A 14,470-nucleotide genomic window follows, 5' to 3' on the forward strand; every position below is an offset into this window, starting at 1 on the left:
AGAGATTTTACCCAGTGTCATAAAAATCCATGCTGTTTGTGCCGTGCAGCAGACCCGCCAGAGTGGATGGAATCGTGATACAAATAGCTGATTCGAGAAGAGTCAGTGCTGACTGCGACAGGCGAACGGGTCGGCAGATGCACGGTCACTCGGGGAGTAGCCGGGCATCGATCCCCTACCATCTTACTGCTGGGGGGTGAAGGCACGGCTATGGTTCGTCGCAGTGTTCTGTTTGCACCGGGTGACAATGCGGAGTTGATGCGGAAAGCGGCCGATGGCGACGCTGATGTCGTCGTCTTTGACCTCGAGGATGCGGTTGCACCGACGGATAAAGAGCGGGCGCGTGAATCAGTTCAGTCGGTACTCTCGACTGTCAGTTCGGACAGCCACATCTGCGTTCGTATCAACCCAGTAGGAGTAAGTGCCACAGCCGACCTCGCTGCGATACTGACAGACGCCGGTCCCGACAGTGTGATGCTCCCGAAGGCCAGTTCCGCTGACGACATCTCAGCATTAGGGCGGCTCCTCGATGAATACAGTGCGGATCTCCCGGTGCTTGCGCTGGTCGAATCAGCCGCTGGCGTCCTCAACGCGGCTGAGATTGCAGCCGCTGATTCCACCGATGCGCTCCTCTTTGGGGCCGAGGACCTCGCGGCCGACATCGGTGCCAGTCGGACCAGCGAGGGGCGGGAGGTACTCTATGCACGCCAGCGGGTCGTCGTTGCGGCCAGCGCCGCGGAAATCGACACAATCGACACGATCTACCCCGACTACGGCGATCTGGACGGCCTCCGCGAGGCGACTGAGTTCGCTGCCCAACTCGGGTACGACGGGAAGATGGCGATCCACCCGGATCAGGTCGCGGTCATCAACGACGCATTTACGCCCAGTGACGAGGACATCGCATGGGCCGAACGCGTCGTCACGGCCGATGAGGAGACGGACGCCGGGGTTTTCGAGGTCGACGGAGAAATGATCGACGCACCGCTCATCGCACAGGCGAAGCGTGTCCTCAACCGCGCTCGCGAGGCCGGTCAGCGGTAGCCAACGGCAACACCTATCCGAGACCTGCCAGTGCTGTCGTGTATGAAAGACGTCGTCCGGCAGAACTTCGATGCCAGCGTCGACGCCTACGCGACCTACGAGCGGCGGACCAATCGGTTCACCTCGCTCGCTCGTCTGCTCGCCGCTGAGATGAACGCTCGTACTGACAGCGGACTCGGGACAGTGCTCGATGCGGGCGCAGGCACAGGTGTGAGCACGCGCGTATTCGCCGAGACGGCGGCGGATACTATTGCGCTCGACATCAGCCGCGAGATGCTGAGCGAAATCGCTTCCACTGCCCGACTGCAAGCTGATTTCGACCACCTGCCGCTCTGTGACCAGTCAGTCGACGGGGTGGCATTTACCGCTTCGCTCTTTCTGGTCCCTGAGCCAGCGGCCGCAGTACGGGAAGCCGCCAGAGTGCTCCGGTCTGGTGGAGTGGTCGGGGCCGTCGCACCGCTTGGCTGGTTCCGTCCTGACGGCACGGACGTGTTCGAACAGTTCGAGCGCGAGTCACGCTCCCCGGCCGAGACATCGGCTCTCCAAGACGCTCTCGCGGGTGAGTTCTCGACGACGACAGGAACGTGGCGGTTTTCGACGACTGCCGAAGATATCCGGCTGTTTCACGCGATTCCCGCGATGGCCGCACGGCTCTATCCAAAACTCGACACCGAAGAACGGGTTCTGCGAGCCCGTGAACTCCTCAGCTCTCTCGATGGCACGTTCGAGCAACGATGGCGGTGGGTCATCGGTGTCCCAGAATAGGTGAATGGGATCTGGGCTTCGTCCGTTAAGCGGCCCCGGCGTCACTCGGCGTGGTCACGTCGCAGTGACAGCACGGTGCGGTCGAACTCACAGACGAGGACATCGTCCGAATCTGTGAGTTTGAACACCTCGACGTGCATCGTGACGATGCCACGGTCACCGTCGCTGGTCTCGCGTTTGTCGGTCACAGTCGACTGCACGCGGATCGTGTCGCCGTGGAACACCGGGTTCGGATGCTCGACGCTGTCGTAGGAGAGGTTCGCGACGATAGTGCCATCGGTCGTCTCGGGGATGGTCAGTCCGACAGCTAAACTCATCGTGTAGAGCCCGTTGACCAGTCGCTCGCCGAACTCCGTCTCGGCCGCGAACTCGGCGTCCAGATGCAACGGTTGCTGGTTCATCGTCATATCGCAGAACTGCTGATTGTCGCGCTCGCTGATCGTGCGGCGCTTCTCGTGTTCGATGGTCTCGCCGACCTCGAACTCTTCGTAGTATAGTCCTGACATAGCTCAGAGGATGGTTCCGTGTTTCTTGTCCGGGAGGTCTTTCTCGACGGTTTCGTAGAACGCGAACCGGTTCACCAGTTCCGTTCTGAGGTCGCTTGGCGGGACAATGTCGTCAACGACAACTTCGCTGGCCATTCGATGAATGTCGATATCCTCGCGGTAGGCTTCGCGGAGTTCCTGCTCTTTTTGCTGTCGTTCGTCCTCGTCATCGATCTCGGAGAGCTTCCGGGCGTAGACGGCGTTGATAGCCGCTTCGGGACCCATGATTGCGATTTCCCCGCTCGGAAGGCCGATCGTCGACTCGGGGTCGTACGCGGGACCGGACATCGCGTAAATACCCGCGCCGTAGGCTTTCCTGACAACGACGGACTGCTTGGGCACTGTCGCCGAAGACGTGGCGTAGATCATCTTTTTGCCCTGTTCGAGGATACCCTCCTTCTCGACACCTGAGCCAGCCATGAACCCCGGCGTATCACAGAGGTACAGCAGCGGGATGTTGTAGGCGTCACAGGTCCAGATGAACTGGGCGGCTTTCTCCGCCGCGTCCGGGAAGATGGCCCCCGCGCGCTGGGCTGGCTGGTTGGCGATGACCCCGACCGGACGGCCGTCTATCCGGGCAAACGACGTGATGATCTCCTTGCCGTACTCGGGCCGGAGTTCGAGCGTCGATCCGGCATCGACGACCCGCTCGATCACGTCGAACATGTCATAGCCCTTGTTAGGCTTTTCTGGCACAACGGAATCGATACCCTCCGGCGAACGCTTCGGGGCCATCCCGCTGGTCTGTGGTGGGTCCTCGTCAGCGTTGTCGGGCAGATAGCCGATGAGTTTCGCGACGAGTTCGCGGGCGTGTTCCTCGTCGTCAGCGATGAGGTCCGCACTCCCGGAGTGCTGTGCGTGCACGTCAGGGCCGCCGAGCTCTTCGAGGCTGATCTCTTCGCCCGTGACCATTTCGACCATCCGGGGGCTGGCGATCGCCATGGCACTCATATCCCGGACCATAACGGTGAAATCCGCGAAAACTGGCGTGTAGGCCGCGCCGGCGATACAGGGACCGTACAGCACACAGATCTGTGGGACTCGCCCAGAGAGCATCGAGTGGTTGTAGTAGAACTTCCCGATCCCTTCGCGGTTGGCGAAAAAGCCCGTCTGCTGGTCGATACGGCCGCCCGAGGAGTCCATCAGATACAGCACCGGTCGCCCGGTTTTCAGTGCCCGCTGTTGCATCCGGAGGAACTTCTCGACACCCTTTGCGGCCATGCTGCCGCGTTTGACCGTGTAATCGTTGGCCATGAAATGCAGGTCACGGCCCTCGAACTCCGCGGCCCCCGTGATGAGCCCGTCTGCCGGAAGCTGGTCGTCAGCGTCGAACTCCGCAAATTTCCCGTCCTCGAACAGGAAATCGTCACCGAACCACAGGTCGATACGGTCCCGGACAAACAGCTTGCCCTCCTCAGGCAACTGCTCTTTGTACTTTTCCGGCCCGCCTTCGAGGATCTCTTCAATCTCCTCGCGCAGGGTCTCTTCGCGTTCAGTCGGGCCGAGGTCGTCGTCGATCGGTTCCGTGGATTCGTCCCGTCGATCGCCGTCGTACGTGGCACTGCTGACTGCTTCGCCGCTGTCGATGACGAGAGTAATGTCGTCCTCGAAGTGTGTCGCCAGTGCCTCGGCAATGGCCTGTGCTTCCGATTCGGTCGCGTCGTCTGAAATTCTGACTTGCATACTTACTCCTCCAGTACAACCAGGGTGTCACCCATGTCTACGGAGTCGCCCTCCGCAATCGGGACGGACGCGACAGTGCCGCCCGTGGATGCCACCACGTCGTTTTCCATTTTCATCGCCTCCAGCACGCAGACGACATCGCCCGCAGCGATATTGTCACCGGGCGCGACTTCGGTCGAGAGAATGGTTCCCTGCATCTCAGCCGTAATTGCACCCGACGTGGTCACGTCCACCGTGCCGCCACCGGATGAGTTGCCGCCCGAAGCGTTACTGCCGGAGCCGCCACTGGCGTTGCCATCACGGGATACGCGGGGTAGGCCGTCCGTAACGACCACATCGAAGCGCTTCCCATCGACTTCGACAGCAATTTCATCCGTCGCCGCCGACGAGCCGTCGCTGCCGACCTCGTCGGTCCCCCATCGTGCAACAGCCTCGTCAAGGGCCTCGTCGGCGAGTTCCTGATCGAGGTATTTTGTCGTGTGCGTTCCGGCGCGGAAGGTGTCGTCATCAAGCATCAACAGATGGAACGGGATGGTCGTATGGACCCCCTCGACAGTGAAATGGTCGAGCGCACGCCTCGACCGGTCCAGACAGTGCTCCCGGTCCTCACCGGCGACGATGAGCTTCGCGATCATCGAATCGTAGTCGCCCCCGATATCGTCGCCCTGGGAGACTGCGTGGTCGAGCCGGACACCGATACTGCTTGGCGGCGCGTACGTCGTCAGCGGTCCCGGCGTCGGCGCGAAGTCCTCCGCCGGGTTCTCCGCGTTGATCCGGTACTCGACGGCGTGCCCGTCTATCGACACGTCGTCCTGTGTGAAGGCCAGTTGCTCGCCCGCGGCGACCCGGAGCTGCCAGCGAACGATGTCGATCCCCGTCACTGCTTCGGTGACGGTGTGTTCGACCTGGATTCGGGTGTTCACCTCCATGAAATAGAACTCCCCGTCTTCGACGAGAAACTCTACGGTGCCGGCGTTCGTGTACCCGGCTTCACTGACACCGCGTCTGGCGGCCTCCCCGATCTCCGTACGTAGTTCGGCATCGAGCGCCGGACTCGGGGCTTCCTCGATGACCTTCTGGTGGCGACGTTGCAGCGAGCAGTCGCGCTCGCCGAGGTGACGGACGTTGCCGTGTTCGTCCGCAAGCACCTGCACCTCGACGTGTTTTGGGGCTTCGAGGTACTTTTCGACGTACACCGAGTCATTGCCGAAATAGGCTTCACCCTCGCGTTTTGCGCTTTTGAGCGCCTCCGCAACCTCGGCCTCGCTCCGGACGATCTTCATGCCGCGACCGCCACCGCCGCCCTCGGCCTTTATCGCGATGGGGTAGCCGTACTCTGCGCCCAATTCCCGTACTTCATCCGGCTCGTCGACCAGATCCGTCGTGCCAGGGACGACCGGGACGCCAGCCTCCTTCATCACTGTCCGGGCTTTCGTCTTTTCACCCAGCGTCTCCATCGCGTCGCTTGGCGGGCCGACCCACGTGATTCCGTCGGTATCCTCAACGCGGGTAGCGAACTCGGCGTTTTCCGCGAGGAAGCCGTACCCCGGATGAATTGCGTCGGCCCCGGCTCGCTCAGCGACATCGAGGATAGCGGTCTGGTCGAGATACGACTCGCTTGCAGGTGCCGGGCCGACGTTGTATGCGTCGTCGGCGTACTCAACGTGGCCGGCGTTGCGGTCGGCGTCGCTGTAGACGGCGACTGTTTCGATACCCAGCTCTTCACACGCAGCCATCACACGAACCGCGATTTCGCCGCGGTTTGCGACAAGGACTTTCTCGAACATTAGTAGGATCTGGGGAAGCCGAGGTGCTGCCCGATATGGTTGTACGCCATCTGCTGGGAAACCGGGGCCAGCCGTGTCAGGTTGATTTCACGCCACCAGCGCTCAACGTCGTACTCCTTCGCGTAGCCCCAGCCGCCGAACGCCTGCATCGATTGTTTGACTGCTTCGATACCAGCACTGACGGCCGTCGCCTTCGCGACGTTTGTCTCGTATCCGCACTCCTCGCCCTGATCATAGAGCCAGGACGCCTTCTCACGCATGAGTGCCGCTGTTTCCATGCGGGCGTACGCCTTGGTGATCGGGAACGAGACCGCCTGATGGCTCCCGACGGGCGCGCCAAACACCTCCCGGTCGCTAGCGTACTCGATAGCAGTGTCGGCGGCTAGTTTGCCGATACCGGTCCCGGCGGCCGCAAAGCCTATTCGTTCCGGGTTCAGCATATCGACCAGAGTCCACCAGCCATCGTCTTCCTCGCCTAGCAGGTTCTCCTCGGGAACCCGAACGTCCTCGATGAAGACCTCACAGGACTTCGAATAGTTGATGCCGTGTTTGGGAATTGGTGATACGTCGATGCCGGGGTCGTCCATATCAATGATAAACAGACTTATGCCGTCAGTCCCGCGCTCAACCTCGTCACGTGGGGTCGTGCGCGTGACGAGGATCATATTGTCGGCCCGGTCCGCGAAGGTAATCCAGGCCTTGTTCCCGTTCAGCACGTACTCGTCGCCGTCTTTCTCGGCTCGGGTGGCGACATTCAGCGTGTTTGTCCCGGCTTCGGGCTCTGTGATGCCAATAGAGAAGTTTCGCTTGCCGTTGGCGATGTCCGGCAGGTAGGTTTGTTTCTGCGCTTCTGTTCCGCTCTCCTTGATACCGGCAGCGGCCATACCAGCGGTGAGCACCAGATACCAGGTGCCCGCCATGCCACAGCCCTCGGCACAGAGCGTCTCCATGACCAGCCCCATCTCCTGGATTCCCATCCCGGCCCCTTCGTACTCCGGCGGGACCAACAGGCCGTGGAAGCCGGCCGCGGCCAGTTCGTCCCAGAATTCCTCTCCGAACTCGCCTGCCTCCTCTTTCTCGCGCCAGTACTCCGGTCCGTACTCGGCCGCCACGTCCGCTGCGGTCGACCGAATCATCGAACGCTCCTCTGTATCTTCGAAATTCATTGGTGTTGTGTATGTGTTTGCACTCGTGGTGCTTGATATCTTATGTCAGGGTTCGACTTCAGCTTCTGCTTCGGCGTCGTCGTGCAGTTCGGTTCGGCGGATCTTTCCAGTCACGGTCTTGGGCAGTTCCTCGCGGAACTCGATTTCGCGTGGGTACTCGTGTGCTGAGAGCTCTTCTTTCACGTAGCTCTGGATGTCTTCTTTGAGGGGGTCGGATGGCTCCGCGTCCTCGCTTGGCACAACGTAGGCCTTGACGATGTTGCCCCGCGCTTCGTGTGGCTTGGGAACGACGGCCGCCTCAGCGACCGCTTCATGCTCGCCCAGCGAGCTCTCGACCTCGAACGGCCCGATGCGGTAGCCGGAGGAAAGGATCACGTCGTCTGCCCGTCCCTCGAACCAGAAATAGCCGTTCTCGTCCTTATGTGCCAGATCGCCCGAAAGATACCATTTCCCGTCTGGACCGTCGATGAAAGCCCGCTGGGTCTTCTCAGGCTTGTTCCAGAACTCGGCGAAGAAACACGGGTAATCCCCCCGCTGTGCGATCTCGCCTGTTTCGCCGGGTTCCAAGACCTCACCGCTCTGTGGGTCGACGATATCGGCCTCGATTCCGGGGAGTGGTTTCCCCATCGATCCGGGCCTGAGTTCCATCGTGGGATAGTTGTTGATAATCATGTTCCCGGTCTCAGTCTGCCCATATGTGTCGAGAATCGTGACGCCGAGTTCGTCTTCCCCCCACTCGACGACGCCGGCGCTGAGTGGTTCGCCGATAGAGAGCGCATGACGCAGATCGAGGTCGACATCGGCAAGCACGTCTTCGTTTTCTCGGAGCATCCGGTACGCCGTCGGGACCGAGAACAGGACGCTGATCGGGTATTCGTCGAGCAGGTCGGCCCACTCGTCGGTGTCGAACTCGCCCTCGTACGTGAACAGCGACGCACCCCAGAACCAGGCACCGAGTGTGTTGATTGCACCCGTCAGCCAGCCGAGGTCGCCGGTCGACCAGTACAGGTCGCCGTCCTGGAGATCCACGGCGTACTTCTGTGTTGCCGCGACACCGGCGATCCAGCGCTGTTTGTGGAGGACGCCTTTGGCCAGCCCGGTCGTCCCTGAGGTGTAGTACAGCAGTGCGTCGTCTTCCCCGCTGGTCTCGGCAACCTCGTAGGCAGTGCTCGCGCCGTCGAGCGCGGTATTGAAAACCACGTCATCGGCAGGTGCGCCGCCGCCGCGGTCAACGGTAATCACATGTTCGACCGTGGGCGCATCGTCCAGTGCGTCTTCGACCGTGTCTCGATTATCAGTCGTGGTGACGACGACCTTCGCGTCACAGTCGTCCAGACGGTACGAGATGCCATCGGGCCCAAAGCGCTCGTTGACGCTTCCCCAGACAGCACCGTGTTTGAGCGTTCCGACCAGCGCCACGTAGTGCTCGGGGATCCGGGGCATGTACGAGAAGACCCGGTCACCCTGCGCAACCCCAAGGTCGTCGAGGACGTTGGCGAACTGGCTTGAGCGGTCAGCAAGCTCCCAGAACGTCATTTTCGACAGTTCTCCGTCGGTCCCGACCTGATAGAGTGCGACCTGTCCCCGGTCGCTCGCGTGTCGGTCAGCGACTTCGTGCCCGATGTTCAGGTCATTCGGTGCATCCCAGTCCGCTTCCGCATAAATGTCGTCCCAAGAGAATTCTTGCCGTGCTGTGTCGTAGTCCGGGAGGTTGTGGCTAGTCACCATACACCGCTCGGAATACCGGTTTCCCGTATAACTGTACCGGTTGGTTTTTCGCATTAATATATTGCATTAATCATTATTCGGATTCCTTTGTAGGCACTATTTGGGTTTTGTGTGGCGAAAACAGATCTGATTACAACATACTCGAAATTATATACATGCGAGAGACATATTCAGTAGGGTGAGCCGCTTTCAGTCGTGTCTTCGGGACCGGTGTGGGGTTCGTCCCACAAAACGCGCGCCACTTCGCGGACGCTGTCCGGAAAGGAGTTCTTGAACGTGACTCGGGGCGCGATGTACGTTTCCTTCCAGCGCGGGTCCCATGCCGCGTTCACGTACAGACGCGAACCGGTTTCGTTGTCCCGTCGATAGTGCGGCCGTGTCGCCGCCGGTGCGTCCGGTTCGCTGAACGTCCAGTCGCGAGCCGGATGAGATTTTAGCCAGACGTCGGCCAGGACGCGGCCGAAATCCTGCGGCGGAACGTCTTTGTCGACGATAACCACAGTGTCGAAAAGCGATGAGAACGAAAAGAGGATATTCGCAAGCTGCCACTCGAAGCCACCATACAGCACGTCACTAGCCACGAAACAGATACCGAGCTCAGCCTCTGCTGGTAACATGACCCATTCGACTGGTGAGATGCCCCAGTAGTTGTTGACCCGGTGATAGAGCGTTGCGGCGGTCGCAAGCCCTGTGAGTTGGATATCATCCGCGAGTGGGCGGCCGACCGGGGAGATGGGGATGACTGGAGTTTCAGTAGCGCGAACGCGCTCGACCGACAGCGAGAGCGGCCCGCTCGCAACGACGTACTCCCAGCCTTCTCGGCGGTCGGAGCGGAAGTCAGGTTGGCGGTCCACAACCGTTGTCTCGACGACGACCTCCGTCGCACTCGGGACGAGTCCGCCGTTGGTCGGGACAAGCGGGACAGTTCCAGTTACCCCACAGGACTGGATCGGCGTGGCAGTTTGCTCAGTGACCGCGAGCAGGTATGCCGTCGTAATCGCCGCCGGCGGCACGCCAAGCGCTATCGTCATCGTGGTCCCGTCAGCAACAAGCGTCGACAGCGCGTCCGGGACGCGTACTCTGAGCGTGTCGCCGCCGACAACCGAGCCGTGAACCGGTGCCCAGTGTGTGCCGTCAGCGGTTGAGATCGATGCGACACCAAGCGTCACTGCGGGCCACGTGTCGGTTTCGCCCTGGGGGAGCTGCAGGTCCTGTACCTCGATGGCTGTCTCCGAGGCCGCCTGCCCCGCATATGTCGGCTCCGGATTCCCGCCGGTTGGACCGAGATCACTGATTGTCTCTAGCAGATCAACGAGCGTGGCGTCCGGATCACGTCCGAGGCCGAGCGCCAGTCGCGACCACGGCCGAGCCTCGCGGTGCTGTGTCTGGTCCGGGCCGCTAAACACACCGCTAACTAGATCTATGCCCGTGGGTCGCTGGAACCGAAGCGCCGGCCCACTTGCGCGGAGGGCCTCCGCCGCAAGCACGTCAATCGGGACCTCGAATGGGCCGTCAAGTCGGGCGAGGTCGTCGTCGCCAGCCAGTCCGCGGACGTACTGCGTGAACGGTATCACTGTGATTTCCCCTCCCGCTCGTCAAGCCGGTCGAACCGCGCAGAGTTTAGTCCCGCTTCGACCAGCCGCTCCTGAGCTCGCTTCCGTGTTTCTGTGGTCGCCGTCGTGTCCGTCGCGTCACCGTCGGTCGTTGCGTCGATGTAGGCTTTGGCCGTCTTCGCCTTCGACGTTCCCACATCTGCACTTCCCTTCTCATCGGGCGTCTGGTAGATGTTGAGCGGGACTTTCGGCATCCGCTCGACGCCGAACTGGTGGAAGTCGGCGTCTGGATCGGCCTCAAGCGCGATAGCTGTCAAGACTGCCCGTGGATCGAGCGGGTCGACAGCAGCGTCGACAAACACGAAGAAGTCGATGTGGAGCATCCCCCACGTCGTGAAAATAAAGTTCGCCAGTTCGTGGAGATACCCCGGATACGGTCGGTCCGTCGCGATGACCCAGACAGTGCGGGAGGTGAATCGCCATGGGACCGCCATCGCAACGTCGAACCCGGCGGCTCGGAGCCCGACAGTCGCGTCGGGACCGGCTGCGACGAGCCGAAGCGTACTGGTCGAGTTCTGCCCGTATCCGACACCGCTCCCCTCGACGCAAAACGGTAGCCGCGGTTCGTGGCGGTGGGTGATCGCATCGACCTCAAACACCGGCATGGAGCGCCGCGGGCCGTTCATATATCCGAAGTAGTCTCCGAACGGTCCCTCATCTAGGCGGTCGTTAGGCCGAACGTGGCCTTCAAGCACTAGCTCGGCCGTCGCCGGGACGTACAGATCATTGGTTTCGCACTGGACAAGCTCCACAGGCGCGTTTTTCAAGCCGCCAGCGAAGGCCGCTTCGCTCCGCCCCGTCGGGATCCACATGTCTGCAGTACTCTCGACGGTGGGTTCCGCACCGATAACGACCGCGACTGGCATCGGTTCGTCCCGCGGTTCGTAGTCGTAGTAGTAGCGGTTGGGTACCTGCTCACCGGCCAGTAGCAACAGACTGGCCTGAGAGCTGTCGTGGATCATCATTCGATGGCTCGACCAAGTCCCCCACTCTGTGTCGGGGTCCGGTGCGACGATGGTGTGGTGATTCGAGTACCGCCCCCCGTCGCCCTCATGGATATACGGCCACGGGAACGAGAGGAGGTCGACCTCGTTGCCCGTCCGCACTGTTTCTTTACAGGGTGCCCTTCGATTTGCGACGGTCTGGGGCGCTTTCGGCGCGTTGAGGCGATCAATCACTCGATCGTAGTATGTACGGCCTGAAAGGCCACTTGGGAATCCCAGCGCTTGAGCGAAGTGATCCCAGGGACGAGTCTGGGAGCCGCGGTACGGGTCGCCAACCAGTTTCGACTCCGTCTCTATCCCTGCGATGGACTCGAACACCGGAATCGGGCCGTCACGGATGTTGGCAAGCATTGTGGCTGCACTTGCTTCGAGGTCCCACGACACCGGTTGGTCGAAGGACCGAAGCCAGCCAGTCGTGTCGAGCAAATCGAGATACTCGCGGAGCGAATTGACGGCCATCTATCACTCCTGTTTCTCGAGCACACGCCTGAGTGGGTCGTCATCACGTTCGCGACGGACCTCCGCGTAGGCGTCAAGCAGGGCCGGTCGCTCTGTGGCGAGGTGGTCGAACGCGATCTCGCGAAGCGCATCGGACGTTGACTTATACTCGCCAGTCTCGACGAGATACTGCAAGAGTACCTTCAGATCGTCGGACCGGGTGTTGAGGATATTCGACGCCGCCTCCTGTTCGGCCGCCAGATGGGCCACTAGCTCATGATCGATACCGGTCGCATCAGTCTCATCAAGTAGTTCGACGTATCTGGTCTCGCTAACGCTCTCGTGTGGCCCGGCAACGATTGTCAGCGGTTCTGGATCAGTGAGTTCAGCAGGGTCCTTGGCGATGCGAACGCGCGCCTCAAAAATGCGTTTCGTCTTGGCATCCGTGATCTGTAGTGTGGTTTCTGTCTGTGCTTCCTCAGGGAGATGGTCTGTTGACGTGATGTAGTGGCTCGACATTACCTGCCCTCAGTTGGTTTACTGATGTTCTTAGCAACCTCTTGTTCCAATAGCATATATGTACCGTCGTCGAACCGTTCTGGGGTTGCTGGGAGTGGCCTCCGAAGTGTATTCGAATGGATTGAGGCGCGGACTGTTATGATCGTCCAAGTTGACTCTCCGACCGAAGTGGAGTTAGTGGATTGGGGCCCGGCATCTGTAGTTGGAGTGGCTTCACACCCCCACCCCACTGGTTCCGCTGTTAGGAGATAAATAGGCGGCACCACCCCCATGGGAGGGGGTGTTTTGCTATTTTGTGGTAACGTGCTACGGTTGTGGTTTCCTGCCGATACACTTGAAGTTATTCACTAGCTCTAGAAATATTCAGGCTGTAGTTGGAGTGGGCCACCGCTGGGGGGTAGTTCTAACAGCGGAAGCAGTGGGGTGTGTCCTCTCTCATACAGCAGACTCTGTCTTGTTGATTCACAGTGGAGGTTCTGAGATATCAGCAGCCTCATGCAACAAAGTCGTTCCAGCGGTGGCAGTGAACCGTCTTGGAGTCAATACCCACGGAGCTCGACCTATGTAGAGTGTAAAAACAGCGGACTGCGTCAAACCCACTCCCATTATTATCGAGCTAACAGCGGAAGTGGTGGGGTGGGTGTGTCGCTCTGTTACTGAACTCCCATTCCCTGTCCACTCATAGTTAATCCGGTCCCGCTCCTCAAAGAACGCACCATCCGGCCACCGTCCTAACAGCGGAAGCAGTGGGGTGGGTGTGTCGTAGGGTAGCCACTCCATTTCCACTCTAACAGCGGAAGTAGTGGGGTGGGGGTGTAGCAGGGCAGCTATTCCAGTTCTCAGCTAACAGCGGAAGTGGCGGGGTAGATCATTTATATACTCAACCGAACAGCGGAAGCAGCGGAACCAAAGGTTAAGACAGTTCGTGTTACAACTACATGCAAATGAGCGATATTACGTTCTCGCCGACATCCACAATATTCGAACGACGCGAGGCATTACTTGAAGAGTGGACCCCTGAGGAGCTTGTCGGACGTGACGAGGAGCTCCAGAAGTATCACGCTGCGCTCCAGCCAGTCATCAACAACGAAACTCCGTCAAACATCTTTCTGTACGGGAAAAGCGGAGTCGGGAAGACGGCTGCCACTCGATACCTTCTCTCCGCTCTAGAACGTGATGCAGCAGATGTCGACGGACTGGACCTCAGTACGGTCGAAGTCAACTGCGATGGACTCAATTCGAGCTATCAGGCCGCGGTCGCAATCGTCAACACACTCCGTGATCCAGCGAATCAAATCTCAAATACCGGGTATCCACAGGCTTCAGTGTATCAATTCCTCTTCGATGCACTTGATGATCTGGGCGGAACGGTACTTATCGTCCTCGACGAAGTCGATCACATTGAGGACGATTCGCTACTGTACAAACTTCCCCGTGCCAGATCGAATGGTGACATCTCCGAAGCGAAACTTGGTGTCATCGGTATCTCAAACGATCTCGATTTCCGCAACCAGTTGTCCTCGAAAGTCCGGTCGAGTCTCTGTGAAAAGGAAGTGTCGTTCTCGGCCTACAACGCCAATGAGCTACAGCTCGTTCTGAAACAACGTGAGGCCGTCGCCTTTCAGGATGATGTCCTCGATGACGGCGTCATAGAAATGTGTGCTGCGTACGGTGCGAAGGACTCCGGCGACGCCCGCCAGGCGCTGGACCTCCTCCTTGAGGCCGGTGACCTTGCCCGGGAGTATGATGATGAGCTCGTAACTGAACACCACGTACGCGAAGCCCGGCAACGGCTTCAAACTGACCAGGTCGTCGAAGGGATCCGCAACTACTCTGATCACGGCCAGCTCGTTCTCTATGCACTCACTGGACTCGCCGAAGAAGATGACACACCGGCCCGGACACGAGATATCCTGGGTGCGTATCAGGAGTTAGCACGTGAGGAGGGTCTGGACCCGGTTTCAGAGCGTTCGGTCCGCGACTATCTCGGCGAACTCACACAACTCGGAATTGTGTCCTCAACGGAATACAACCGAGGGAAAGGCGGTGGCAAGTACAAGGAATTCGACTTAGAGCAATCCATCAGTTCGATCAAAACGGGGCTGTCAGAACTCCTGAAAAAAAGCCCGTAACCCCACCGGTTCCGCTGTTAGCTACCCCACTGGTTCCGCTGTTAGA

General features: G+C 59.9%; 11 protein-coding genes. 3 read left to right on the top strand and 8 right to left on the bottom strand.

Going from position 1 to position 14,470, the window contains the following annotated elements:
• Positions 1 to 210: 210 nt before the first annotated feature.
• Positions 211 to 1,044, top strand: a complete 834-nt coding sequence (locus RBH20_RS19130) for a CoA ester lyase (protein WP_306711662.1) — start codon at positions 211 to 213, stop codon at positions 1,042 to 1,044.
• A 42-nt stretch (positions 1,045 to 1,086) separates the two neighbouring features.
• Complete coding sequence (locus tag RBH20_RS19135; RefSeq protein WP_306711664.1) at positions 1,087 to 1,809, top strand: class I SAM-dependent methyltransferase; 723 nt, start codon at positions 1,087 to 1,089, stop codon at positions 1,807 to 1,809.
• Between the two features lie 41 nt (positions 1,810 to 1,850).
• Here the strand turns inward: RBH20_RS19135 and RBH20_RS19140 are convergent, their stop codons facing one another.
• The 8 genes from RBH20_RS19140 to RBH20_RS19175 form a co-directional block, all read right to left on the bottom strand.
• Positions 1,851 to 2,315, bottom strand: coding sequence for a MaoC family dehydratase (locus RBH20_RS19140; protein WP_306711665.1), 465 nt, complete (start codon positions 2,313 to 2,315; stop codon positions 1,851 to 1,853).
• 3 nt (positions 2,316 to 2,318) lie between these two features.
• The gene (locus RBH20_RS19145; RefSeq protein WP_306711668.1) at positions 2,319 to 4,037 is read right to left on the bottom strand and encodes an acyl-CoA carboxylase subunit beta; all 1,719 of its coding nucleotides are present in this window, start codon (positions 4,035 to 4,037) and stop codon (positions 2,319 to 2,321) included.
• A 2-nt stretch (positions 4,038 to 4,039) separates the two neighbouring features.
• Complete coding sequence (locus RBH20_RS19150) at positions 4,040 to 5,824, bottom strand: acetyl-CoA carboxylase biotin carboxylase subunit (RefSeq protein ID WP_306711670.1); 1,785 nt, start codon at positions 5,822 to 5,824, stop codon at positions 4,040 to 4,042.
• Entirely contained in the window at positions 5,824 to 6,990 is a 1,167-nt protein-coding gene (locus RBH20_RS19155) for an acyl-CoA dehydrogenase family protein (protein WP_306711672.1), read from the bottom strand. The genes RBH20_RS19150 and RBH20_RS19155 overlap by 1 nt, the downstream gene beginning before the upstream one ends.
• A 45-nt stretch (positions 6,991 to 7,035) precedes the next feature.
• Positions 7,036 to 8,718, bottom strand: coding sequence for an acyl-CoA synthetase (locus RBH20_RS19160; protein ID WP_306711674.1), 1,683 nt, complete (start codon positions 8,716 to 8,718; stop codon positions 7,036 to 7,038).
• A gap of 170 nt (positions 8,719 to 8,888) precedes the next feature.
• Entirely contained in the window at positions 8,889 to 10,292 is a 1,404-nt protein-coding gene (locus RBH20_RS19165) for a UbiD family decarboxylase domain-containing protein (protein ID WP_306711677.1), read from the bottom strand.
• A complete protein-coding gene (locus RBH20_RS19170; protein ID WP_306711679.1) occupies positions 10,289 to 11,794 on the bottom strand; it encodes a UbiD family decarboxylase in 1,506 nt (501 codons plus the stop codon). Before RBH20_RS19170 ends, RBH20_RS19165 begins: the two co-directional genes overlap by 4 nt.
• 3 nt (positions 11,795 to 11,797) lie before the next feature.
• Complete coding sequence (locus RBH20_RS19175) at positions 11,798 to 12,292, bottom strand: ubiD operon protein (protein WP_306711681.1); 495 nt, start codon at positions 12,290 to 12,292, stop codon at positions 11,798 to 11,800.
• A gap of 944 nt (positions 12,293 to 13,236) precedes the next feature.
• Here RBH20_RS19175 and RBH20_RS19180 point away from each other — a divergent pair.
• Positions 13,237 to 14,424 (top strand): orc1/cdc6 family replication initiation protein, encoded by a 1,188-nt coding sequence (locus tag RBH20_RS19180; protein ID WP_306711683.1) that lies wholly within the window; start codon positions 13,237 to 13,239, stop codon positions 14,422 to 14,424.
• Positions 14,425 to 14,470 lie beyond the last annotated feature (46 nt).

It is taken from the genome of Haloarcula sp. H-GB4 (assembly GCF_030848575.1).
Classification (GTDB): Archaea; Halobacteriota; Halobacteria; order Halobacteriales; family Haloarculaceae; genus Haloarcula.

Excerpts from the sequence above, each read along its gene's own strand:
- RBH20_RS19130 (WP_306711662.1), top strand. The coding sequence starts at position 211 with ATGGTTCGTCGCAGTGTTCTGTTTGCACCGGGTGACAATGCGGAGTTG.
- RBH20_RS19135 (WP_306711664.1), top strand. The coding sequence starts at position 1,087 with ATGAAAGACGTCGTCCGGCAGAACTTCGATGCCAGCGTCGACGCCTAC.
- RBH20_RS19140 (WP_306711665.1), bottom strand. The coding sequence starts at position 2,315 with ATGTCAGGACTATACTACGAAGAGTTCGAGGTCGGCGAGACCATCGAA.
- RBH20_RS19145 (WP_306711668.1), bottom strand. The coding sequence starts at position 4,037 with ATGCAAGTCAGAATTTCAGACGACGCGACCGAATCGGAAGCACAGGCC.
- RBH20_RS19150 (WP_306711670.1), bottom strand. The coding sequence starts at position 5,824 with ATGTTCGAGAAAGTCCTTGTCGCAAACCGCGGCGAAATCGCGGTTCGT.
- RBH20_RS19155 (WP_306711672.1), bottom strand. The coding sequence starts at position 6,990 with ATGAATTTCGAAGATACAGAGGAGCGTTCGATGATTCGGTCGACCGCA.
- RBH20_RS19160 (WP_306711674.1), bottom strand. The coding sequence starts at position 8,718 with ATGGTGACTAGCCACAACCTCCCGGACTACGACACAGCACGGCAAGAA.
- RBH20_RS19170 (WP_306711679.1), bottom strand. The coding sequence starts at position 11,794 with ATGGCCGTCAATTCGCTCCGCGAGTATCTCGATTTGCTCGACACGACT.
- RBH20_RS19175 (WP_306711681.1), bottom strand. The coding sequence starts at position 12,292 with ATGTCGAGCCACTACATCACGTCAACAGACCATCTCCCTGAGGAAGCA.
- RBH20_RS19180 (WP_306711683.1), top strand. The coding sequence starts at position 13,237 with ATGAGCGATATTACGTTCTCGCCGACATCCACAATATTCGAACGACGC.